Annotated in this window: 20 protein-coding genes and 1 pseudogene; 13 read left to right on the top strand and 8 right to left on the bottom strand. The window is 61.7% G+C overall.

The features are described from left to right. Positions 1-57: 57 nt before the first annotated feature. A complete protein-coding gene (locus K6N12_RS28670) occupies positions 58-474 on the top strand; it encodes a winged helix-turn-helix transcriptional regulator (protein ID WP_097629328.1) in 417 nt (138 codons plus the stop codon). A gap of 16 nt (positions 475-490) precedes the next feature. On the opposite strand, the gene K6N12_RS28665 is transcribed toward K6N12_RS28670, so the two are convergent. From K6N12_RS28665 to K6N12_RS28645, 5 genes are all read right to left on the bottom strand, one after another. Then, positions 491-721, bottom strand: coding sequence for a DUF6429 family protein (locus K6N12_RS28665; RefSeq protein ID WP_097629329.1), 231 nt, complete (start codon positions 719-721; stop codon positions 491-493). Positions 722-828: 107 nt separating this feature from the next. Next, a complete protein-coding gene (locus K6N12_RS28660; protein ID WP_097629330.1) occupies positions 829-2,037 on the bottom strand; it encodes an MFS transporter in 1,209 nt (402 codons plus the stop codon). A 103-nt stretch (positions 2,038-2,140) separates the two neighbouring features. Next, positions 2,141-2,758 carry a TetR/AcrR family transcriptional regulator gene (locus tag K6N12_RS28655; protein ID WP_097629331.1) on the bottom strand — a complete coding sequence of 206 codons (618 nt, stop codon included), beginning with the start codon at positions 2,756-2,758 and terminating at the stop codon, positions 2,141-2,143. Positions 2,759-2,817: 59 nt separating this feature from the next. After that, a complete protein-coding gene (locus K6N12_RS28650; RefSeq protein ID WP_097629332.1) occupies positions 2,818-3,735 on the bottom strand; it encodes a bifunctional helix-turn-helix transcriptional regulator/GNAT family N-acetyltransferase in 918 nt (305 codons plus the stop codon). 234 nt (positions 3,736-3,969) lie between these two features. Then, positions 3,970-4,689, bottom strand: a complete 720-nt coding sequence (locus K6N12_RS28645; RefSeq protein WP_097629333.1) for an aspartate/glutamate racemase family protein — start codon at positions 4,687-4,689, stop codon at positions 3,970-3,972. A 155-nt stretch (positions 4,690-4,844) separates the two neighbouring features. Here K6N12_RS28645 and K6N12_RS28640 point away from each other — a divergent pair, with 155 nt between their 5' ends. The 5 genes and pseudogenes from K6N12_RS28640 to K6N12_RS28620 all read left to right on the top strand — a co-directional run bounded on the left by K6N12_RS28640 (position 4,845) and on the right by K6N12_RS28620 (position 10,347). Then, positions 4,845-5,309, top strand: a complete 465-nt coding sequence (locus K6N12_RS28640) for an Lrp/AsnC family transcriptional regulator (RefSeq protein ID WP_097629334.1) — start codon at positions 4,845-4,847, stop codon at positions 5,307-5,309. 27 nt (positions 5,310-5,336) lie between these two features. Further along, the gene (locus tag K6N12_RS28635; RefSeq protein ID WP_097629335.1) at positions 5,337-5,894 is read left to right on the top strand and encodes a hypothetical protein; all 558 of its coding nucleotides are present in this window, start codon (positions 5,337-5,339) and stop codon (positions 5,892-5,894) included. A 126-nt stretch (positions 5,895-6,020) separates the two neighbouring features. Further along, the gene (locus K6N12_RS28630) at positions 6,021-6,536 is read left to right on the top strand and encodes a BA14K family protein (RefSeq protein WP_097629336.1); all 516 of its coding nucleotides are present in this window, start codon (positions 6,021-6,023) and stop codon (positions 6,534-6,536) included. A 282-nt stretch (positions 6,537-6,818) separates the two neighbouring features. Then, the gene (locus tag K6N12_RS28625; protein WP_097629385.1) at positions 6,819-8,084 is read left to right on the top strand and encodes an NAD(P)/FAD-dependent oxidoreductase; all 1,266 of its coding nucleotides are present in this window, start codon (positions 6,819-6,821) and stop codon (positions 8,082-8,084) included. Between the two features lie 308 nt (positions 8,085-8,392). Then, positions 8,393-10,347 (top strand): annotated as a pseudogene (locus tag K6N12_RS28620) (GTP-binding protein). A 118-nt stretch (positions 10,348-10,465) separates the two neighbouring features. On the opposite strand, the gene K6N12_RS28615 reads toward K6N12_RS28620, so the two are convergent. Next, the gene (locus K6N12_RS28615; protein WP_097629338.1) at positions 10,466-11,512 is read right to left on the bottom strand and encodes an NAD(P)-dependent alcohol dehydrogenase; all 1,047 of its coding nucleotides are present in this window, start codon (positions 11,510-11,512) and stop codon (positions 10,466-10,468) included. Positions 11,513-11,730: 218 nt separating this feature from the next. On the opposite strand from K6N12_RS28615, the gene K6N12_RS28610 reads away from it, so the two are divergent. The 3 genes from K6N12_RS28610 (at position 11,731) to K6N12_RS28600 (ending at position 15,476) form a co-directional block, all read left to right on the top strand. Continuing rightward, positions 11,731-12,639, top strand: a complete 909-nt coding sequence (locus K6N12_RS28610; protein ID WP_097629339.1) for an AraC family transcriptional regulator — start codon at positions 11,731-11,733, stop codon at positions 12,637-12,639. Positions 12,640-12,738: 99 nt separating this feature from the next. After that, a complete protein-coding gene (locus tag K6N12_RS28605; protein ID WP_097629340.1) occupies positions 12,739-13,794 on the top strand; it encodes a glycosyltransferase family 2 protein in 1,056 nt (351 codons plus the stop codon). Further along, positions 13,794-15,476: a hypothetical protein gene (locus tag K6N12_RS28600; RefSeq protein ID WP_097629341.1), complete on the top strand. Its 1,683-nt coding sequence runs from the start codon at positions 13,794-13,796 to the stop codon at positions 15,474-15,476. The genes K6N12_RS28605 and K6N12_RS28600 overlap by 1 nt, the downstream gene beginning before the upstream one ends. Here K6N12_RS28600 and K6N12_RS28595 read toward each other — a convergent pair. Both K6N12_RS28595 and K6N12_RS28590 read right to left on the bottom strand, forming a co-directional pair. Then, the gene (locus K6N12_RS28595) at positions 15,471-16,475 is read right to left on the bottom strand and encodes a sugar-binding transcriptional regulator (protein ID WP_097629342.1); all 1,005 of its coding nucleotides are present in this window, start codon (positions 16,473-16,475) and stop codon (positions 15,471-15,473) included. The two genes, K6N12_RS28600 and K6N12_RS28595, sit on opposite strands and share 6 nt — an antisense overlap. Positions 16,476-16,568: 93 nt before the next feature. Continuing rightward, entirely contained in the window at positions 16,569-17,603 is a 1,035-nt protein-coding gene (locus tag K6N12_RS28590; protein ID WP_097629343.1) for a sn-glycerol-3-phosphate import ATP-binding protein UgpC, read from the bottom strand. Between the two features lie 150 nt (positions 17,604-17,753). On the opposite strand from K6N12_RS28590, the gene K6N12_RS28585 reads away from it, so the two are divergent. Genes K6N12_RS28585 through K6N12_RS28570 form a run of 4 tightly spaced genes read left to right on the top strand, consistent with a single transcriptional unit; the run spans position 17,754 to position 21,771 of the window. Further along, positions 17,754-19,112 (top strand): extracellular solute-binding protein, encoded by a 1,359-nt coding sequence (locus tag K6N12_RS28585; protein ID WP_097629344.1) that lies wholly within the window; start codon positions 17,754-17,756, stop codon positions 19,110-19,112. A 13-nt stretch (positions 19,113-19,125) separates the two neighbouring features. Further along, positions 19,126-20,091, top strand: a complete 966-nt coding sequence (locus K6N12_RS28580) for an ABC transporter permease subunit (protein WP_222149034.1) — start codon at positions 19,126-19,128, stop codon at positions 20,089-20,091. A gap of 2 nt (positions 20,092-20,093) precedes the next feature. Further along, positions 20,094-21,014 carry an ABC transporter permease subunit gene (locus K6N12_RS28575; protein ID WP_097629345.1) on the top strand — a complete coding sequence of 307 codons (921 nt, stop codon included), beginning with the start codon at positions 20,094-20,096 and terminating at the stop codon, positions 21,012-21,014. A 28-nt stretch (positions 21,015-21,042) separates the two neighbouring features. Next, positions 21,043-21,771, top strand: a complete 729-nt coding sequence (locus tag K6N12_RS28570; RefSeq protein ID WP_097629346.1) for a glycerophosphodiester phosphodiesterase family protein — start codon at positions 21,043-21,045, stop codon at positions 21,769-21,771.

Genomic DNA, 21,771 nt, shown 5'->3' with positions numbered 1-21,771 from the left:
TTGGCGGTGTAAAGGAGGCAGTTTTTCGGCTCTACGTTACCAAAAGGGAACCAGCTCATGAGCGGCGCGGTCGTCAGTCTGAAAAACAGGATGCCGGGGGCGCGGCGCAAGATCGATCTTGCCAGCCTTGATTTTTCCAACTGCCCGGTCAGGGACATGATGCAGCAGATCGGCGGAAAATGGTCGACGCTGCTGCTCGAAGTGCTGGCGGCGGAGCCCCGTCGGTTCGGTGAGTTGCGGCGGATGCTGCCCGATATTTCGCAGCGCATGCTGACACAGACGCTGCGTGATCTGCAAAGGGACGGTTATATCGCTCGTGAGGTCTTCCCGACCAAACCGCCGAGCGTCGAATATTCGATGACCGAACTGGGCCGCTCGCTCTACCAGCCGCTGTCGCAGCTGTTGAACTGGGCGGAAGCCAACCATGATGCGGTGCGAGCCGCCCGCTCACATTTCGATTCCGCCGATGGTTAAGGGGTGAGGGCCTCTTTTACGTCGATCGCGTAAACAGAGCGCGGAACAATTCCTCCGACCGCTGCAACCCTTCGTCGCTCAGAACAACTGATTTGGCCTTGCCCGCGGGATTGGCAATCAGACCCTTCTTGTACAAACGATCCATCGCGTCCCAGTCGAACCCTTTCCAGGCCCGATCGCCGTCATGCAGCGTCAGCCAGAGCAAAGCGAGAACGGCATCGTCGATCTTTTCTTCATCCATTTGCATGCCGGAAGCATCCCTGTAAGAACGAGAAAACCCTGTCGTCCTCGTACTTTAACTCACGTATCATCCTGAGATCGACTCCGATTTTCGGGATTATGCGTCAGGTCAGCTTACCTGTCGCGCCGTTCCGTGAGGAACAGCAGGAAAGCAAGCGCCGGGAAGGCGAAGCCGATCCAGGCGGTCATCGTCCAGCCGCCGGTCGCATAGGCCCAGCCGCCGAGCGCCGAGCCGAGCGCGCCGCCGGCGAAGAAGGTGGCCATGAACAGGCCGTTCAGCCGGCTGCGATGTTCCGGGTTCAAGCCATAGATGGCACGCTGGCCGCAGACGAGATTGGTCGTCACCCCGAAATCGAGCATGATCGCCGCCACAGTCAGTAGGATCAGGGCGGTCAGCGAGCCGTCCGCGGCGAAATGGCTGATCAGGAAGGAAGCCATGCCGAGCAGCATGGCAAGCGTCGAGGCAATTTTCGTCATGCCGCGATCGGCAAGCCGGCCGGCAATCGGCGAGGCAACGGCGCCGGCAGCGCCGGCAAGCGCAAAGAGGGCGATGCCGTTTTGCGTCAGGCCGAAGGCCGGGCTTGCGAGCAGCAGCGGTGTCGTCGTCCAGAACAGGCTGAAGGCGCCGAACATGCCGGCCTGATAAAGCGCCCGGCGCTGCAGCACGCGTGAGGTCAGCGCCAAGTGGCCCATGGAAGCCAGCAACTCGCCGTAGCGCAGCTTCGTCTTCGGCACGCGCACCGGCAGGTTGGCGCGCAGGATGACTGCGAGCACGATCATCAGCGCTGCGGTGACATAATAGACCACATGCCAGGACGAGGCCTCGGCGACGAAGCTTGCGAAGGGGCGGGCCAGCATGATGCCGCAGAGCAGGCCACTCATGACGTTGCCGACGACCTGTCCGCGTGTCGCGTCGGGCGCCATGTTGGCGGCAAAGGGAACCAGGACCTGAACGGCGACCGATGAAAGGCCGATGCAGAGCGAGGCGACGAGGAAGGCTGTGGGTGTCGAAGCCAGGGCCGCACCGATCAGCGCAACAGCGGAGACGGCAACCAGCAGCAGCACAAGCCGGCGGTTCTCCGTGAGGTCACCGAGTGGCACGATCAGCAGCAGGCCGAGGCCGTAGCCGATCTGCGTCAGCGTGACGATCAGGCCGGTTGCGGCAGGCGTGAAACCGAGCTCGGCGCTGATCGGACCGGCAAGCGGCTGGCCGTAGTAGAGATTGGCGGCCACCAGACCGCAGGCGGCGGCAAAAAGAAAGGTGAGCCAGGGGGATAGCGCCCGTGGAATGGCCTTATCCGGCGCGGTGGCTGAAATGCTCATCAGAAACTCCGGTATGATTGAATGGATTAATCGCAAATCGGTCTGCCGGCGGCCACCCGTTTCCGGGCGCGCAGGGGAATGCAGGCATTCCCCTGGGCGGAAGTCAGGTCACCAGCTTCATCGCGGCTTCGGCAGCCGCGGCCATTTCTTCGCCACTGCGTTCCGTCTTGCCGATGACGCGCATGCCCTTGGTGAGGCAGAGAAGCGCAAGTGCCACAGCCGATACATCGATATCCGCCGAAATCGAGCCGTCGGACTGGCCGAGGCGAATGAGGTCGGCGAGAAGCGTTTCGTCGGTGATGAAGGCGGTGGCGACGCGCTCAGCCGCCTCTTCGTCGAAGAGGGCGAGATCGCCGGCGCTGCCGACGACGAGGCAGCCCTGCCTGCCGATTTCACCGTGGGAAGAGCCGGCAAAGAAGGTGATGAGCGCATGGAGCTTGTCGCGGCCGGTCTCTGCACGTGCCAGCTTGGCATCGAGCAGGCCGCGACGCACGGCACGGTAGCGGTCGAAGGCGGCGAGGAAGATGCCGCGCTTATCGCCGAAGGCCTTGTAGACACTGCCGGCGGCAAGCCCCATGGCTTCGGTCAGTTCGCTGATCGAGGCGGCATGGTAGCCGCGCTCGGAAAAGACACGCAGCGCCGCGTCGAGTGCCGCCTCGGCGTCGAATTCCCGCGGACGGCCGCGACTGCGGGTTTTCAGTTGGAGTGTCGTTGCATTCATGTACGCCTAATTAGGAAATGAACGTTTCCAAATCAAGCGAAATTTTGCGACGCAGTGATTCAGAGGGTGAGAACCCAGTTTTGGCCATTCGCTTCGGGGCCGAACATGCGATGTCTCTCTTCGGAGACAAGGCGGAAGCCTGATTTGACGTAGATGGCGCGGGCGGTCTCCAGCATGTCATTGGTCCAGAGCTGAAGTTCGCGGTAGCCTTTCTGCCTGCAAAAGCGGATGCATTCGTCGACCAGCAGCTTGCCGAGCCCGAGGCCGCGGGCCGACTTGTCGACATAGAGCAGCCGCAGCTTGGCGATGCCATCGCCGCCATTGGTGACGAGGACCGAGCCGACATTGACGCCGCCGCGTTCGGCAATCCAGCAATATTCGTTGGCGGGATCGAAATTGGCGAGGAATTTGCCGGCGACCTCGGCGACCAGCGCCTCGAAGCGTAGGTCCCAGCCATATTCCTCGGCGTAGAAGCGGCTCTGGCTCTGAACGATCCAACCGATATCGCCGGCGCGGTGGGCGCGGATGACAGCGGGGGCGGGCTTGGCTGCCGGGTCGAGCAGGGCGCGGATCGTGTCCATGGCCGAGACGATGGCTTGCGGTTCGCCGATCGCCAGATTGTCGAATCGGGCGGCGATCTGGGCATTGGCGCGCCGGCCGAGTTCCTCGAACTGCGCGCGTCCCCGATCGGTGACATCGATGATCTGGCTGCGCAGGTCGGCCGGATCTGGACTGGTCTCGATTAGCCCTTCGGCGCGAAAGCGCTTGAGAATGCGGCTGAGATAGGCAGGGTCGAGATGCAGGTCGCGGACAAGGGCTGCGGCGCTGATGCCGTCATGCGATCCGATCTCGAAGAGAATGCGGGCATCCGTCAGCGTGAAGGGGGAGTCGAGATAGGCCTTGTTCAAGAGGCCGAGGAAGTTCGTGTAGAAGCGGTTGAAATCGCGGGCGGTTTCGATGAGAGCGGTATCGGACATGGCAAAGGCCTCCCAATGGAGACCTCGGACTTGCCGACAAGGCCGGCCACTCACCATTCGTCATGCTCGGGCTTGTTCCAAGCATCTGCTTCCGGTCGATGGGTAGCAGATCCTCTGCACAAGGTCGAGGATGACGGCGCGTAAGTAAGCTAGGCTCGTCGATGAGACCGAGGCCTTCAAACGAAGACATTCGTTATATATTTAGTGGACTGAGTCAACTAAACTGTAGCGTACTCACGCAGCTTCTTCCGTTTCCGCTTCGTCGTCGCCGAGAGCGAAATCCACCGCCGCATGGGCATGGATCGACGTGGTGTCGAAGCCCGGGAGCGGCAGGCGGGTGGGATCAAGGATCAGGCAGATCTCGGTGCAGCCGAGGATGATGCTGTCGGCGCCGTGCTCTGCGGCGCGGTCGATGATATCGATCAGTTTTTCGCGCGAACTGTCGTGCACCCTGCCGGCGCAAAGCTCGTTGAAAATGATGTCGTGCACAGTGGTGCGGTCGGCGGCGTCGGGCACCATGATATCGAGACCGAGGCTCTTCATCCGGTCGGTATAGAATCCGTGCTCCATCGTGTAGCGGGTGGCAAGCAGCAGCGGACGCTTACGGCCGGCCGCATGCAGCGATTTCGCCGTCTCGTCGATGATGTGGATCAGCGGCGCGGAGATCTTGCCGGCGACCTCATCGGCAATCAGGTGCATGGTGTTGGTGCAGATGAGGATACAGCCGGCGCCCGCGGCCTCAAGACGCGCTGCCACCTCGCCGAGGCGGCGAGCTGCGCCAGCCCAGTCGCCTGCCTTCTGGAGTGCGACGATCTCCTCGAAATTGACCGAATGCAGAATGAGCTCGGCCGAGGCAAGGCCGCCTTTGCGGGCGCGCACCATCTCGTTGACGAGCCGATAATAGACCGCCGAACTTTCGAAACTCATGCCGCCGATCAGGCCGATCGTTTTCATCTCTTCATGCTCCCATGCTGCGAGTTTTGAAAATGATGCCGCAATGCTCGCGCGGTGTGTTTGCGTTGTTTGTCTTCCATATCAAATATCTGCTATGGTTTTGCGCAGTTTTTAAAAACCGTGCAAAAATCGGGCGGAGGATTTCCTTAAGGCACATGCTTGATGATCGTGACAGACGCATTCTCGACACGCTGCAGAAAGATGCAGGCATATCCGTGACCGATCTGGCCGAATACGTGGCGCTATCGGTCTCGGCCTGCTCGCGCCGCATTCAGCGGCTGGAGGAAAGCGGCCATATCCTTCGGCGCATCATCGTGCTCGACCGGGAAAGGATGGGCGTGCCGACGACGGTCTTCGCGCTCGTCAAGACGGCACACCATTCCGACGAATGGACGGAAACCTTCCGCAGGATCATCAGCGACATCCCCGAGATCGTCGAAGCGCACCGGCTGACCGGCAACCACGATTACATCCTGAAGATCGTGCTGCCGCGCGTCGAGCATTACGATGTCATTTATAAGCAGATCGTGCGCAAGCTGGAACTCTTCGACGTCTCGGCGTCGATCTCGATGGAGGAGTTGAAACAGGGAATGGCGATACCCGTGGGCTATGCCCGATAAAACGGCATTTTGAGAGGCTGCGATAATATGAGCAACAGCGATATTCATAGCTATTTTCTGCCAGGCGAAAAACTTCTTTGGTCGGGGCGTCCAGCACAGGGATTTCGTCTGACAATGTGGGATTTCGCCCTCGTTCCCTTCTCTCTTTTTTGGGGCGGCTTCGCTCTCTTTTGGGAGACCAGCGTATTGACCACGCCGGGAACGCCGGTTTTCATGCGCCTATGGGGTATCCCGTTCGTTCTGATAGGCCTTTACCTGATCGCGGCACGCTTTGTCGTCGATGCGGCCGTGCGGGCGCGTACCGAATACGCCCTGACCGACCGGCGCGTCATCATTCGCAGAAGCGGTCTCCTTCCGAATTTCTCTGCCACCCAACTCGACCTGCTGCCGTCGATCAATCTCGAAGAGGGCAGTTTCGGTAGGGGGACGATCACATTCGGCACGTCTTCTTTTCAGCGATACAAAACGGCAGGCGTCTGGACGCCCAGCCTGTCAAGAGACCCTCAGCTTCTGGGAATCGACAGCGTGCGGCAAGTTTTTAATCTTCTGGAAAAAGCACGGCTCGATTGCATGAAAAGCCGATAGTTCTCCGCGCCATCGATGGCGATTAATCTGCCTCGATACGGAACGTTTTTCGACATATTGCGTTCACCTTTGGTTCAGGAGGAGGGGAAGCTATGCCTCCTCTTGGAGGAGTAGAGGAGAACAGTCATGAGAAAGCTAACCATTTCAGCGTTATGCTTGATCATAGGTATGCCCGGCGTACCGGCGCAGGCGTTTCCGGCTATCACCGCACCCAGGATCGAACCTCAGCAGCCGACAGAGTATGTGCAATGGCATGGCGGCCATGGCCACGGGGGTGGCGGCCATCACGGTGGTTACCATCACAGTCATGGATCGGGTTGGGGCTGGGCCTTGGGCGGTCTGGCCGTCGGTACGATCATAGGCGGCGCATTGTCCCAGCCCTATTACGGCTCGTATTATGGCTCACCCTACGGCGGCTATTACGGTCCGCCTTACCGCTATTATGGTTCGCCCTATCGCTACTATGGCTCGCCTTACCGCTATTATGGCCGGCCGTACCGCGCCTATGCATCTTCTGCCTATTATGGAGGAGGCGGAAGCCACGAGGCTTGGTGCTATTCGCGCTATCGTTCGTACAGGGCGTTCGACAATACGTTCCAGCCCTATCACGGACCCCGTCGCCAGTGCGTCGGTCCCTATTGATCGGCGCGTTACGCATCTGCGCCGTGAACTGCTTCGAGGCGACCCCCGTATTGCGACCCGGCGACACGGCATGCCTGTGTTGAACCGCGGCTGACGCTCGGGCTGGGTGGTTACGACTCGGCCCGAGTTCGGCTCCCATGAGCTTTCCCACAGGAAAAGCCGATAATCATCGAACCCTCTCCACTGCCGGCGGCGCAGGGCAGGCATGCCGAAACGGCAGTTGCAACATTCGCGGCAAAAGCCACATTGGTTTCGAGCGAAATGGCGCAAAAGGGGCAGGTCATGAGCGATCATCATGTCGTCGTTGTCGGCGGCGGTTTCGGCGGGCTGCAACTCGTCAACGGGTTGAAGGGGGCGGGTGTGAAGGTCACGCTCGTTGACCGGCGCAATCATCATCTTTTCCAGCCGCTGCTCTATCAGGTGGCGACCACCATCCTTTCCACCTCGGAGATCGCCTGGCCGATCCGCCGCCTCTATGCCGACCGGCCCGATGTGACTGTGCTCCTCGGCGAGGTCACCGGCGTCGACAGCGGCGCCAGGACGGTGTCGCTGCGCAACGGCATAACTCTGGGTTACGATACGCTGGTGCTGGCGACCGGGGCGACGCATGCCTATTTCGGTCGTGACGAATGGGAACCGGTGGCGCCCGGCCTGAAGACGCTGGAGGATGCGACGACGATCCGCCGGCGCGTGCTGCTTGCCTTTGAGAAGGCGGAGATGGAGCGCGATCCCGCCGCGCGCGACGCGCTTCTTACCTTCACCATCGTCGGTGCCGGGCCGACCGGCGTCGAGCTTGCCGGCATTATCGCCGAGCTCGCGCATTTCACGCTGCCGAAGGAATTCCGCAACATCGATACGCGCAAGACCCGCGTCGTGCTGGTCGAGGCGGGCCCGCGGGTGCTGCCGACCTTCGCCGAGGAGCTTTCGGCTTATGCTCAGACGGCGCTGGAAAAACTCGGCGTCGAGATTCATCTCGGTAGGCCGGTGACCGACTGCAACGCCGACGGCGTGAAGATCGGCGAGACCTTCGTCGCCAGCCGGACGATCGTCTGGGCGGCTGGCGTCACCGCCTCGCCGGCGGCCCGCTGGCTCGGTGTGCCGGCCGACCGGGCGGGGCGCGTCGTCGTCGAGAAGGATCTGAGCGCGCCTGGCCTGCCCGATGTCTTCGTCATCGGCGACACCGCTTCCGTCATGCGCGGGGACGGCAAACCGGTGCCGGGCATCGCGCCGGCGGCCAAGCAGCAGGGCGGCTATGTCGCCAAGGTCATCCGCGCCCGCCTGTCGGGAAAATCGGCGCCAGCGCCTTTTCGCTACCGGCATCAGGGCAGCCTTGCGACGATCGGCCAGAGTGCGGCGATTATCGATTTCGGCCGTATCAAGCTGAAGGGATGGATCGCCTGGTGGATCTGGGGCCTTGCCCACATCTACTTCCTGATCGGCACCCGCTCGCGCTTCTCCGTCGCCTGGAGTTGGCTGTGGATCTATCTCAGCGGCCAGCACAGCGCCCGGCTGATCACCCAGCGGGAGACGATGCGGGAGGAGGGGTAGCCTCTAGCTTCGAGTCGAGCCGGTGGACAGCAAGGGGGTGCCACACGGTAAACCCTCTCCTCCGTCATTCCTGTGCTCGTCACAGGAAAGGGTGGGTGGCGAAGGCCCGCACCGGATTTCTACCGAACGGTGGCTGAGGCAATACTCCCACGCTTGACTCATCTCCCCACACCGCCTTAGCATCCCGCCCGCGTCCCCCAACCACCACCTGGGGTGTCGCATCCAGCCGTATCAACGGATAGAGGTTCCAATGCGCCGAGTCACTTCTCACGAAAATCACGTCCGAATTTCTGAGAAGTTGGTGGTTCATGCGCACTTTGAATCTGGGCATCCTCGCCCATGTGGATGCAGGCAAGACTAGTCTTACCGAAAGACTGCTTTTTGACGCCGGCGTCATCGACAAGCTTGGCAGCGTCGATACCGGTAATACACAGACTGATACCCTCGAACTCGAGCGACAGCGCGGCATCACGATCAGGGCCGCGGTGGTGTCGTTTGCGATCGGCGACAGGGTCGTCAATCTGATCGACACGCCCGGCCACCCCGATTTCATCGCCGAGGTCGAGCGGGTGCTTGGATTGCTGGATGCGGCGGTCGTCGTCGTTTCGGCGGTCGAAGGCGTACAGGCGCAGACGCGTGTGCTGGTGCGGGCGCTGCGGCGGCTCGGCGTTCCCTTCGTCTTCTTCATCAACAAGGTCGATCGTCTCGGCGCGCGGTACGGGGATGTGACGGAGGCCCTTGCCGCGCAACTGGCGGTGCGTCCCATCGCCATGTCCTCCGTCATCGATGCCGGCAGCAAGCTTGCCCGGGTGGAGGCTCTGGCGCCGGGAGACGAGCCGCTTTTTTCAGCGCTCTGCGAGGCGCTCGGTGAGAACGACCAGGCGCTGCTCGACGACTATGTGCTCGTCCCAGAACGACTGACCACGGAAAGGCTCGGGCGCAGTCTGGCCGATCAGGTGGCAATGGGCTTGGTGCATCCCGTTTTCGCAGGAGCGGCCATGACCGGCGCCGGCGTGCCGGCGCTAAGCTCGGCCATCGCGACGCTGTTGCCCGAGCGGCGGCTTGATCCGGACGGGCCGGTCGCTGGCAAGATCTTCAAGATCGAGCGCGGCTGGGGCGGCGAAAAGCTCGCCTATCTCTACCTGACTTCGGGGACCCTGCGGCTGCGGCAATATCTGGATCTGCCGGGGGAGAGGAACGGGTGACTGCAATCCATGTGTTCGAGGCCGGCCGCAGCCATGGCGCCGCGAGCTTCTGCGCCGGCCAGATCGCCCGCGTCAGCGGCCTTGCCGGTGCCCAGATCGGTGATGCGGTGGGCCGCAATCCGGCCTCGGGCGGGCGGGCTTACTTTGCCCCGCCGACGCTCGAAACGCGCGTGCTTGCCCGGCGGCCCTCGGACAGCGCGGCGATTTGGCTGGCGCTGAACCAGATGGCCGAGCAGGATCCGCTGATCAATTTGCGCAGGGCCGAGGAGACGAATGAAGTCTTCGTGTCGCTTTATGGCGAGGTGCAGAAGGAAGTGATCCAATCGACGCTGCTGACGGATTTCGGCCTCGAGGCGGGTTTCGAGGAAAGCACGGTCATCCTGGTCGAAAGACCCGTCGGCAGCGGGGCCGGCCTGCAGATACTCTTCAAGGAGCCAAATCCGTTTCTCGCCACCATCGGCCTGCGCGTCGAGCCGCGTCCTGCCGGCGCAGGCAACAGCTTCGCGCTCGAGGTGGAGGTCGGCCAGATGCCCGTCGCCTTTTACCGGGCGGTCGAGGAAACCGTGTTCGAGACGCTGAAGCAGGGCATTTTCGGCTGGCAGGTCATCGATTGCCATGTGGCGATGACGGCGGCCCGGCACAGTTCGCCCGCAAGCACTGCCGCCGATTTCCGGCAATTGACGCCCTGGGTGCTGGCAACGGCGCTCTCGGCTGCGCAAACGGCCGTCTGCGAGCCTTTCGACCGCTTTCACCTGGAAGCGCCTGTCGAGAGCTTGAGCAGCGTGCTGACTCTGCTGGCGAAGTCCGCTGCGGCGACGTCGCATTCCGTGATCGCCGATGGCGTGGCGCGGCTCGAAGGCATTCTCGCGTCTCAGATGGTTCAAAGCGTCCAGCAGCAATTGCCGGGCCTGACGAGCGGGGCAGGGACGATGGAAACCGCTTTCGATCACTACGCCCCGATGGCCGGGCCACCGCGCCTGCGCCGGCGTTCGGGGCCCGATCCGTTCAACCCGGTCGAATATCTGCTGCAGCTGCAGTCCGCGAGAGCCTCCTGCTGAGATGCGCAGGCCGAAGGCCGGAGCCTGGAAGCACGGGGCGGTCACTCCGATATGGCGGCTAGGAGGATGCCGGCCCATCAATAAAAAGGCGGCCCCCGAAGGAGCCGCCTTTCATTCCTCAAGCCGACAGCGAGGCAATATCGATGACGAAGCGGTAGCGGACGTCGCTCTTGACGACCCGCTCATAGGCTTCGTTGATATTCTGGATGTCGATCTTCTCGATCTCGGAGACGATGTTGTGCTTGCCGCAGAAGTCGAGCATTTCCTGGGTTTCTTTGATCGAGCCGATCATCGAGCCCGCCAGGCTCTTGCGCCCGCCGATGACCGAGAAGGCGTGCACCGGTACCGGGTGTTCGGGAACGCCGACCAGAACCATCGTGCCGTCAGACTTCAGCAGGTTGAGATAGGCGTTCCAGTCGATTGTGGTGCCGACCGTGTTGATGATCAGGTCGAAGGTGCCGGCGAGCTTGGTGAAAGTCTCTGCGTCGCTCGTTGCATAATAGTCCTTGGCGCCGAGCTTGAGGCCGTCTTCCTTCTTCGACAGAGATTGGGAGAGCACGGTGATGTCGGCGCCCATGGCAGCACCGATCTTCACACCCATATGGCCGAGACCGCCCATGCCGACGATCGCGATCTTCTTGCCGGGACCGGCTTTCCAATGCGCGAGCGGCGAATAAAGCGTGATACCGGCGCAAAGCAGCGGGGCGCCGGTATCGAGCGGAATATTGTCGGGGAAGCGCAGCACATAACCTTCCTTGACGACGATCGTGTCGGAGTAGCCGCCGAAGGTCGGGGTCGCGCCGTCGGCTTCATAGCCGTTATAGGTCGGGACGAGGCCCGGCATGTAGTGCTCGTAATCCAGGTCACGCGTGGCGCAGCCCACGCAGGAATCGACGAAGCAGCCGACGCCGACGCGGTCGCCGACCTTGAATTTCGTGACCTTGGAGCCGACGGCGGAAACGACGCCGGCGACCTCGTGGCCCGGTACCATCGGGAAGATGGAATTGCCCCACTCGTTGCGGGCCTGGTGAATGTCGGAGTGGCAGACGCCGCAATATTGAACTGCGATAACGACGTCGCCATCATTGGGTTCGCGGCGCTCGAAGGTGAAGGGGGTCAGCGGTTGCGACGCGTCGGTTGCGGCATAGCCTTTTGCGATAGCCATCTGAAGCTTCCTTTTGGGGTTGGGAGGGGTTGAGCGGGATGGCAGACTATTGCCCGGATGTTAGCGAGGGCGTTAGAGCGATCCTCTCAGCTTCTTGCACGATCCTGCAAAAGTCGGGCACCCGCCTGTTTGCGAAATGGCAAAGACACTCTAGATAAGGGCGGTATCGCCCGCGCCAGACAGCTGACAGTCAGACAGCTGACAGAGAGAGTTGCAGCATGACTTTGCCCTTCAGCCCCTATCAGGAGATCGTCGATATCGCGATGCGCTTTGCGCCTCACGACGGTGAGTTCTCCACTTCAATCGGCAATCTTCATGTCAGCCGCCGGTCCAAGCCCAGCGATCCCTTGCACAGCAGCTACCGGCCCTGTTTTGCCTTCGTGCTACAGGGAGCCAAGAGCCTTCAGCTCGGCACGGAACAGATCAGCTACGGGACGGGGGATTATCTGCTGACCTCGCTCGACCTGCCCGTCGCCTGGCGGGTCACGGAGGCAAGCCCCGAGGTTCCGCATCTCTGCCTGGGGCTGGCAATCGATTCCGAAAAGCTTTTGGAGCTGCTCAGCCGCATCGATATTCCGCGTCCGGCCGCCCATACCGACGGGCAGCGCGGCATGGTGGTGAACGTGGCGCCGCCGGAACTGATGGATGCCGCCGTCCGCCTGCTGCGCTTGCTCGATCGTCCAGGCGACATTCCCGCCATGGCGCCACTGATCGAGCAGGAAATCCTCTACCGGGTGCTGACCGGGCCGCATGGCGCCCGGCTGATCAACATCGCCACGTCAGACAGCCACAGCAACAGGATCGCGCGCGCCGTCGCCTGGCTGAAGGAGAATTTCGCGCGGCCGCTGCGCATCGAAGACCTTGCCGACCGCGTCAACATGAGCGTCTCGTCCTTCCATCATCACTTCAAATCGGTCACGGCGATGACGCCGGTGCAGTATCAAAAGCAGCTTCGCCTGCATGAAGCACGCCGGCTGATGTTCGTCGAGCGGCTCGACGCCGGCACCGCCGGCCACCGCGTCGGCTATCAGAGCCCGTCGCAGTTCAGCCGCGAATACAGCCGCCTTTATGGAGCCTCGCCCGCCCGCGATGTCGATGGCGGGCGCGAGATCATGGCGGCGGAATAGTATTCAAGGACCTTCGGCGGCCGCCATCCGGTCATTAAAGGATGTTTGACGTTTCCGGGCTAGGCTGGCGCGATCAATCAAGCAGGCACCGCCGTCCGCATGACGCAAGCACCGTCTCTTTCCATCGTCGCGCCTTGTCACAACGAGGAGGAGGGGCTGCGCGAGTTCTGCCGCCGCGCTGCCGCCGCGGCGCAGAGCGTTGCCGGCGACAGCTTTGAGCTCATCCTCGTCGATGACGGCTCGTCCGACGGCACCTGGGAGATCATCTCGGATCTGGCGGCGAAGCTGCCGCAGGTGCTCGGCGTTCGTCTCCTGCGCAATCACGGCCACCAACTGGCCTCGACGGCCGGCCTTTCCGCGTCGCGGGGCGAGCGCGTACTTTTGATCGACGCCGACCTGCAGGACCCGCCCGAGCTGCTTTTGATGATGATGCCGATCATGGAGCGCGGCGCCGATGTCGTTTACGGCCAGCGCACGCGCCGCGAGGGCGAAAGCTGGTTCAAACTCGCCACCGCTTCGCTGTTCTATCGCACGCTCTCCAGGCTCGCTTCCGTGACCATCCCGCGCGATACCGGAGATTTCCGGCTGATGCGCCGGCGCGTCGTCGATATACTGCTGGCGATGCCGGAGCGCGACCGTTTCATCCGCGGCATGGTCAGCTGGATCGGCGGCAGGCAGGTGGCGCTGCCCTATGAGCGCGACGCCCGTTTTGCCGGCACGACGAAGTATCCGCTGCGCAAGATGATCAATTTCGCGCTCGATGCGATCACCAGCTTTTCGACGACGCCGCTGCGCATCGCCACATGGCTCGGCATGATCAGCGCCAGCGTCGCGATGGCGCTGCTCGTCTATACCTTTATTCGCTGGCTGCAGGGCGAGACGGTCACCGGCTGGTCGTCCATCATGGCCGCCGTCAGCGCCTTCAGCGCCATCCAGCTGATCTGCATCGGCATCATCGGTGAATATCTCGGCCGTCTCGTGCAGGAGAGCAAGCGGCGGCCGATGTTCATGATCGAGACGATCCTTCGCGGCAACGAACATGCCGAGCTGCCGACCGCTTTTTCCGAGATGGGCGCCGGCGACAAACGCGCAGCATTGGATGCGGCCTTTGCACCAGGCGAAGCGCGCTCGAAAAAGAACAGCCGGACCGGATGATGGACCGGATTGCTGCACCTGTTCATGCGGCTGCCGGGCCTGAGGATTTGACCGCCCGGCAGGATTCCACGGTCGCGATCATTGCTTTCGTGGTCCTCACCGCGGTCCTGGTGACACTGTTCCGCTTTCCGCCGGTTCTCGACTACGCAAATCACTACGCCCGTATCTGGCTTCTTTCGGGTGGGATCGGCGAACGGCCGTTTCCTGAGATCTATGCGATCGATTGGAACCGCACCTTCACCAATGTCGGGATCGATCTTCTGGCGATCTCGGTAGGACCGCTGGTCGGCGCCGATAGGTTGGCGCGGACTTTGCTTTTCCTGGCGATCGTGCTGCCGCCGCTTGGCGCGATCAGCCTGCACCGGGCGCTTTTCGGCGGCCGGCACTACTGGCAGATCGCCATGCTGTCGCTTGGCTGGTGCGCCACGATGATCGGCGGCTTCATCAACTTCCAGATCGGCCTCGGCATGGCCTTGTTCTTCGCCTGCGCCGACCTGCGGCTGCAGCGCCGAAATCCGGTTCTGCTTTTTGCCTGGCGACTTGCCGCCGCGCTGCTGCTGACTGTGATGCACATCTTCTCACTCGGCTTCTATATGGCGATCGTCTGCGGTCTCGAATTTTCCTGGCGTTTCGACATCGTGCGATCGAAGGCGGGGCTGATGAGGCTCGCCGGCCGTTTGGCGCTGGCGATCGGCGCCTGCGTCCTCCCGCCGCTCGCGCTCTATCTTCGCACGACCGCTTTGCCGAACGCCGGCGGCGATGGCCTTGGCCTTGTCTGGAACGATGGCGTCATCCTGATCGTCATGAACCTGTTTTCCGCCATCACCACCTATGTCCCGGCGGTGGATGTCCTGCTGATTCTGCCGCTGATCCTCATCTGCACGCGCGCCGTTCGCGCAGGCGACATCCGTATGCATGCGGGCCTTGCCGTCGCGGCCTGCGGGTTGCTGCTTCTTTCCTGTGTCGCACCGCTCCACATGCTCAACACCGGATGGATCAGCTGGCGCTTTCCGATCATGACGGCGCTTGTCGCCATGGCGATGGTGTGCCCCTTCGCCAATCTCACGCGCCGGCAGGCGCTGTTGCTGGCGCTTGTCGTCAATCTCGCGGTTTTCGGCCGGACCGGCTGGATCGGTTGGAACTGGTGGCTGGCGCAGAGGGACGTCAATGCCGTCGAGACCGTGTTGAAAAAGGTGCCGGCCGGCGCGGCTGTTCTGCCTCTAGGGCACGAACCCGAGATGGTCGGCGACATCGCCCATTCCAACCGGCATTTTGCCTGGGGACTGGACACCTTCCGGCATTTGCCGACGCTTGCCGTACCCTTCTCGCATGCCTTCGTGCCGACGTTGTTCACCGCCAAAGGCAAGCAGCCGCTCACTGTTCTGCCGCCTTGGTCGGAGATCGCGGTTCCCGAGGGCGATCTCGTGTCGATCGGCGTGCTTTCATGCCCTGACATGATGCAGGAATATAGAGACTATGCGCCTTATCTCTCGGACTGGCGCAGGCGTTTCGATTTCATCCTCGTCGCCAATGCGGATATGCCCGACCGGTATGTCGGCACCGCGATGCCGGCCGGCCTGACGCTGATCGAGGATGCCGGCTTCGCCAAGCTCTACGCAATCGACAAGGCGGCACCGGCAGAGCCTCTCTCTGTTCCCGCCGGTTGCCCCACGGCTCTATGAACCGCTGCGCGCCCGGAGATCGAGCGCAAGCTGTCGTGCTTGCCGGGCCGTCTCTTCATCGCAGATCAGCACGTTGCCCAGACCCGACAGCAGCACAGCAGCAATAGCCTGCGCCTTGTTCAGGCCGCCAGACGCGAAGATGACGTTCGGAATGGCGCGCAGGGCTTCGAGCTCGGGAGCGATCGCGCATCTGTTTATCGCATGTTCGATCGGGCGCCCGGTTTTGTCGACGAACTGGCCGAGCACATCTCCACAGGCGCCGGCTGCGACGAGCTCCTCGATATTGATGCTGCTCGGCAGGCCGTAGCGCATTAGCAGCGAGCGTTCGGTCATGTCGCCGATGCTGAGCACGATGACGTCATTGGCCTCGATCTGCCGAAAGGCCGTCTCGAAGACATCCTGCCTGATAATCGCCGTGCGCGACTCCGGCGTGCCGGCATAGATCGGCGCAGCAAGATAGGAACATTCCGCGTTAAGCTGCCGAGCAAGATCGCTCGCAATGTCGAAAGTATTGATTTCGATGCCGTGGGTCAGCCCGCCCATGACCGAATTGACACAAATATCAGGGCGTCTCAGCGATGGCATATGACGCACCATTTCGCGGAGCGTCGCTCCCCAACCGACGCCGACGCCGCGGATGTTGCCGCCGTTCAGCAATTGCACGAGATAATCGGCTGCCGCCTGGCCGAGCAGAACAGGGATAAGATCCGCATCTTCAGGTGTCGGTACAATGATCGCGCGATTGAGAGAGAATTCCATGGCCAGCTGCTGTTCCAGGGCGACACAGGAGGTCAGCCGGGAATTGAGGGTGATCGTCACCAGGCCCGACCGGCGCGCCTCGGCGATGATCTTGTTGACGCGAAGCCGGTTGGTCGAAAGCGCTTCTGCAATCTCACCCTGGGTGCGTCCCTCCATGTAATAGAGCCAGACCACGCGCACCTGCATCTGCTCGTCGGGGAGCGCCATCGGTTGGAAAGAAGCACCTCTGTTCTGTGACATGCAATAATCTGCGCCTCCAATTCGATGGCCATGGATCTCAAATCCCTGACGCTTGTCAATCGCAAGGGGCAATCGTCATCTGCTTCACTCCCCTCAATCGGTTCGCCGCCCAGTCGTCCTGTTGAACGGATGCAAACCGTCCCTTCTTACATGGCACGAAGTACGATCGCCTTCCTGCAGGCGTCGATCGGTGGAAACGCTCGCCACGATGCGCTTGTCGCTGCCATCGATGCGCAGGTGGACATTGTTCTCGTCACCGACGGTTTCGATCAATTCGACATTGGCGTCGAACCGGAGGTCATGTGCTGCCCCATCACCGAGGTTGATCGCACTCGGCCTGATACCTAAAAGATCCGTGTCTCTGGGAAGTGCCAGGTTACAGGGTCCCAGCTCGTCGAGATCGACAAGGTTCATCGGCGGAGAACCGATGAAGCCGGCAACGAAGACGGTCTCGGGACGGCGATAGACCTCGATCGGTGTCCCGATCTGCTCGATCCGGCCGCCATTCATGACGACCAGCCTGTCGGCGAGCGTCATGGCCTCGAGCTGGTCGTGCGTCACATAGAGGCTCGTGGTCTTGAGCTGCCGCTGCAGCCTGCGGATTTCGACGCGCATTTGTACGCGCAGCTTCGCATCGAGATTGGACAAAGGTTCGTCGAACAGAAAGGCGGCGGGATCGCGGACGATGGCGCGGCCCATGGCAACGCGCTGGCGCTGCCCGCCCGACAGCTGGCGGGGGCGCCGCTCGAGGAAGTCGCCGATTTCCAGGATGCCGGCGGCGCTGGCGATCCGCCGGTCGATCTCGTCACGCGGCACGCGGCGGTTCTTGAGCCCGTATTCGAGATTCTGACGGACAGTCATGTGCGGATAGAGCGCGTAGTTCTGGAATACCATGGCGATGTTGCGGTCGGCCGGATCGACATGGCCGACATCGCTGCCTGCGATCCTGAGATGGCCGGAGCTGATGGCCTCAAGGCCGGCAATCATCCGCAGCAGGGTCGATTTCCCGCATCCCGAAGGCCCGACCAGCACGATCATTTCGCCGTCGGCGACGCTGAGATTGATCCCTTTTACCGCGGGAACCGCGCCGTAATTCTTCTTCAAATCGATCAGTTCGATAGCTGCCATGGCATCCTCCTCAGGTGTCGTCATACATTTGTAACACGCTATTGACATTTGTAACAAGTAACCCCAACCTTGTTTATCGCCACTCTGGGAGGGGTTGATCGGCGCTGAGCGCGCCGGTCGGCGAATAACGGCAATGGAGAGGAAAACGAAATGACGGCAAAGTCTTCGATAGGCGCCCGCATGGGGCGGACGATCCGGTCGTTCGCGGCGGGTGCTGCACTGGTGACGCTCGGATTGGCCAATGCTGGCGACGCCGGCGCGGCCGATCGCATCAAGATCGAATGGTGGAATGCGGCCGGCGGTCGGCTCGCCGAGATCACCAACAAGCTGATTGCCGACTTCAACGCCTCGCAGGACAAATACGAGGTCGTCGGCATCGGCAAAGGCAATTACGAGGAGACCATGGCGGCGATGGTGGCCGCCTACCGCGTCCACCAGCAGCCGGTTCTGATCCAGGCTGCCGAGCGAGGTTTCCTCACCATGTACAATTCCGGCGCCGTCATTCCGGTGCCGGAACTCATGGAGAAGGAAGGTTACAAGATCGACTGGAACGACTTCCTCGCTCCCGTGGCCGGCTTCTATCTCGTCGACGGCAAACCGGCGGCGATGCCCTTCAACAGCTCGACGCCGATTTTCTGGTACAATGCCGATCACTTCAAGGCGGCCGGCTTCGACAAGCCGGGCGAGACCTGGCAGGAACTCGACAAGCAGCTTGGCGCCATCAAGGAGAAGGGCGTCTCAAAATGCCAGATGGCGCTCGCAAACGATTTCTACTGGAGCCTGATCGAAAACTACGCGGCGATCCAGGACCAGCCTTACGGCACCAAGGCGAATGGTTTCGGCGGTCTCGATACCGAGTTCATCTTCAACAAGAGCCCGCTGGTCGTCGGTCAGGTGACGCGCCTGAAGACGTGGCTCGACGCCGGCATCCTGCAGATCGCCGGCCAGGGCCTCTCGCCCGACCAGTTGTTCACGTCTGGAACCTGCTCGACCTATGTGGCCTCCACAGCGGCGCATGCCGCCGTCGAGAGCGGTGCAAAATTCAATTGGAGCGCAACGTTCCTGCCACATGAAGAAGGCATCGAGCCGAAGAACAGCACCATCGGCGGCGGCGCGCTCTGGGTCCTGAAAGGCAAGTCCGAGGAAGAATATGCGGGTGCTGCCGCCTTCTTGAACTTCCTCGCTTCGCCGAAGACGCAGGTCTGGTGGAGCAAGCAGACCGGCTATGTGCCGGTCACCAACGCCGCCTATGAGCAGGCCAAGTCCGAAGGCTATTTCAAGGATCACCCGACTCGCGAAATCGCCATTCTCCAGCTCACCCGGGGCACGCCGACCGACAATTCGCGCGGCTTCCGCTTCGGCAATCATAACCAGTCGATGGCGCTTCTGGTGGAAGAGATCCAGGGTGTGTGGACCGGCCAGAAGACACCGCAGCAGGCGCTGGATGCAGCGGCGGCCCGCGGAAACCTGATCCTTCGCCAGTATGAGCAGCTTCATGCAGCAAAGTAGAACCTTCGGAAAGATGGGGGGCGCCGCCGGGCGCCTTCGCATCCCGGATATTCTGTCGACAGGCCGGAGGAGCGCGCAGCCCTCGGAGCCCGGGTTGAAGTCGGCTCATTTCAACAAGCCCTGGCTCGCCTTCGGCTTGGTCGCGCCGCAACTGCTGATCCTCCTGTTCTTCTTTTTCATCCCATCCTACAAGGCGCTGTCGCTGGCCTTCGTTCAGGTCGATCCCTTCGGCGGCACGCAGATTTTCGTCGGGTTGGAGAATTTCTACAATCTGTTCGCCAGTCCGGAATATCGCGGAAGCGCGCTGTTCACGCTGTGGTTCACCGTCGCGCAGAATGCCGCAACGCTTCTGCTTGCCGGCCTGTTTGCCTTCGCGACCGATTTCGTGATCAAGGGAAGGGGGATCTATAAAAGCATCATCCTGCTGCCTTATGCGATCGCCCCCGTGATCTCAGGGGTGATCTGGGCCTTCCTGTTCAATCCTGCGGTTGGGCCTATTGCGCAATTCCTGCATGGGCTCGGTCTCGAATGGGATCCGAACCGGCGTCCGTTCGATGCGCAGTTGCTGGTCACCATCGCCTCGGTCTGGAAGAATGTCTGCTACGACTACATCTTCCTCGTCGCCGCATTGCTGGCTGTGCCCGTCTCGCTTCTGGAGGCGGCAAAGCTCGACGGCGCAAGACCCGTGCGGCGCTTCTTCACCATTTCGCTTCCCCTAATCTCACCGACGATCTTCTTCCTCGTGGTGATGAATTTCGTCTACGGACTGTTTGAAACCTTCGGCATCATCGACGCGGTCACCCGCGGCGGTCCGGCGGGGGCGACGAACAGCCTGGTTTACAAGGTCTATCAAGATGGTTTCGTGCAGCTCGATCTCGGCTCGTCGGCCGCCCAGTCGGTGCTTTTGATGCTGATCGCCATCCTGTTCACCATCGTTCAATTCCGCGCCCTCGAGCTCAAGGTCAATTACCAGGTGTAGCCATGCCCGAACGCCATCTCGGTCTATCGATCTTCTGCCACGCGGTGCTGCTCATCGGCGCGATTTTCGTCTGCCTGCCGCTCTACTTCGCCTTCGTCGCCGGCTCGCTCACCTTGCAGGAGGTACAGCAGGCGCCATTCCCGGTCTTGCCGGGCTCGCAATTTCTCGAAAACCTCGCCGCCGCCTGGCAGCAGGGCGAGTTCTCCCGACTATTCCTGAATTCGATCATCGTCACCGCCGGCATCGTCGTCGGCAAGCTGGCGATCTCGCTAATCGCCGCATTCGGCGTCACCTATTTCCGCTTCCCATTTCGCATGACGGCGTTCTGGCTGATCTTCGTGTCGCTGATGCTTCCTGTCGAGGTCCGCATCATCCCGACCTACGAAGCGGTCGCCGATGCCGCCGGGCCGCTTCGCTGGCTGGCCGGGACGATCGGCCTTTCCGGTATCGTCGAGCGGCTGACGGGATACAGCATCGAAGCGTCGCTGAAGTGGAACATGGTCAACAGCTATAGCGGCCTGATCCTGCCGCTGATCGCCTCGGCCTCGGCAACCTTCCTGTTCCGGCAGTTCTTCCTCTCCGTTCCCGACGAGCTTTGCGAGGCGGCCAAGCTCGATGGCGCCGGTCCGCTGAAATTCTTCAAGGATATCCTGCTGCCGCTGTCGAGCGCCAATATAGCGGCGTTATCGATCATCCTGTTTCTCTATGGCTGGAACCAGTATTTGTGGCCGCTGCTGTTCACCACCGACAAGGAGATGGGAACGGCGGTCCTCGGGCTGAAGCAACTCGTTCCGGTCTCGGACTCGGCACCTGCCTGGAACATCGCGATGAGCGCTGCGCTGCTCGTCATGCTTCCGCCTGCCGCCGTCATTCTCTTCATGCAACGCTGGTTCACCAAGGGGCTGGTGGACTCTGGAAAGTAACACGCCGAATCTCAAGGATATTCAGACGATGGTGCATATCATCGGCCACCGCGGTGGCCGCAATCTCTGGCCTGAAAACAGTCTTTCGGGCTTCCGAAAACTTGCGCAAATGGCGGTCGATGGCGTGGAGTTCGACATCCACCTGACGCAGTCTGGCGAAATGCTCGTCATTCATGACCCGACGCTGGAGCGCACCACGGATGGGCGCGGGCCGGTTGCCGACCTCGGCCCCGGAAAACATCGTGAAATCTGCCTCAAGGACAGCGACGGGGAGACGATCCCGACGCTGGAAGAGGTCCTTGCGGTCTTCAAGGACACGCCGCTCGAGCTTCATATCGAACTGAAGAACCATGCCGATGGGACGCCTTACGAGGATCTGGCGGCCAAGGCATTTTCCGCCGTCGAGCGGCTTGGTCTTGCGGAGCGCTCGATCCTGACGAGCTTTCAACCCGATGTGCTTGCCGATATTCGCAAGGCCGCTCCCGGGATTCGCACCCTGTCGTCCTTCGACGCCAAATCGGCGGAGCGTCTCGGTCTGACAAGCGGCCTCAGCCTGATGAGGCAATACTCGGATGTCATTGCCGTCGAGAAATCGCTCCTGCGGGCAAAGTGGGACGAGATTACCCAACTTGTGCCGCTCGACCAACTCGGGGTCTGGGTTCCGAACGAAACGAGCGATCTCGAATACTGGCTTGCCAAACCGATCCGGCAGATCACTACCGACCGGCCGGATCTCGCCTTGCAGACGCGGGGGTGA

It is taken from the genome of Rhizobium redzepovicii, from assembly GCF_019793435.1.
Lineage (GTDB): Bacteria > Pseudomonadota > Alphaproteobacteria > Rhizobiales > Rhizobiaceae > Rhizobium > Rhizobium redzepovicii.
Note: the sequence above shows the minus strand (reverse complement) of the source record. Positions and strands in the feature narration are given on the sequence as shown.

Bases quoted from the DNA above. Each gene is read 5' to 3' on its own strand.
- K6N12_RS28670 (WP_097629328.1), top strand. From the start codon at position 58: ATGAGCGGCGCGGTCGTCAGTCTGAAAAACAGGATGCCGGGGGCGCGG.
- K6N12_RS28665 (WP_097629329.1), bottom strand. From the start codon at position 721: ATGCAAATGGATGAAGAAAAGATCGACGATGCCGTTCTCGCTTTGCTC.
- K6N12_RS28660 (WP_097629330.1), bottom strand. From the start codon at position 2,037: ATGAGCATTTCAGCCACCGCGCCGGATAAGGCCATTCCACGGGCGCTA.
- K6N12_RS28655 (WP_097629331.1), bottom strand. From the start codon at position 2,758: ATGAATGCAACGACACTCCAACTGAAAACCCGCAGTCGCGGCCGTCCG.
- K6N12_RS28650 (WP_097629332.1), bottom strand. From the start codon at position 3,735: ATGTCCGATACCGCTCTCATCGAAACCGCCCGCGATTTCAACCGCTTC.
- K6N12_RS28645 (WP_097629333.1), bottom strand. From the start codon at position 4,689: ATGAAAACGATCGGCCTGATCGGCGGCATGAGTTTCGAAAGTTCGGCG.
- K6N12_RS28640 (WP_097629334.1), top strand. From the start codon at position 4,845: ATGCTTGATGATCGTGACAGACGCATTCTCGACACGCTGCAGAAAGAT.
- K6N12_RS28635 (WP_097629335.1), top strand. From the start codon at position 5,337: ATGAGCAACAGCGATATTCATAGCTATTTTCTGCCAGGCGAAAAACTT.
- K6N12_RS28630 (WP_097629336.1), top strand. From the start codon at position 6,021: ATGAGAAAGCTAACCATTTCAGCGTTATGCTTGATCATAGGTATGCCC.
- K6N12_RS28625 (WP_097629385.1), top strand. From the start codon at position 6,819: ATGAGCGATCATCATGTCGTCGTTGTCGGCGGCGGTTTCGGCGGGCTG.
- K6N12_RS28615 (WP_097629338.1), bottom strand. From the start codon at position 11,512: ATGGCTATCGCAAAAGGCTATGCCGCAACCGACGCGTCGCAACCGCTG.
- K6N12_RS28610 (WP_097629339.1), top strand. From the start codon at position 11,731: ATGACTTTGCCCTTCAGCCCCTATCAGGAGATCGTCGATATCGCGATG.
- K6N12_RS28605 (WP_097629340.1), top strand. From the start codon at position 12,739: ATGACGCAAGCACCGTCTCTTTCCATCGTCGCGCCTTGTCACAACGAG.
- K6N12_RS28600 (WP_097629341.1), top strand. From the start codon at position 13,794: ATGGACCGGATTGCTGCACCTGTTCATGCGGCTGCCGGGCCTGAGGAT.
- K6N12_RS28595 (WP_097629342.1), bottom strand. From the start codon at position 16,475: ATGTCACAGAACAGAGGTGCTTCTTTCCAACCGATGGCGCTCCCCGAC.
- K6N12_RS28590 (WP_097629343.1), bottom strand. From the start codon at position 17,603: ATGGCAGCTATCGAACTGATCGATTTGAAGAAGAATTACGGCGCGGTT.
- K6N12_RS28585 (WP_097629344.1), top strand. From the start codon at position 17,754: ATGACGGCAAAGTCTTCGATAGGCGCCCGCATGGGGCGGACGATCCGG.
- K6N12_RS28580 (WP_222149034.1), top strand. From the start codon at position 19,126: ATGGGGGGCGCCGCCGGGCGCCTTCGCATCCCGGATATTCTGTCGACA.
- K6N12_RS28575 (WP_097629345.1), top strand. From the start codon at position 20,094: ATGCCCGAACGCCATCTCGGTCTATCGATCTTCTGCCACGCGGTGCTG.
- K6N12_RS28570 (WP_097629346.1), top strand. From the start codon at position 21,043: ATGGTGCATATCATCGGCCACCGCGGTGGCCGCAATCTCTGGCCTGAA.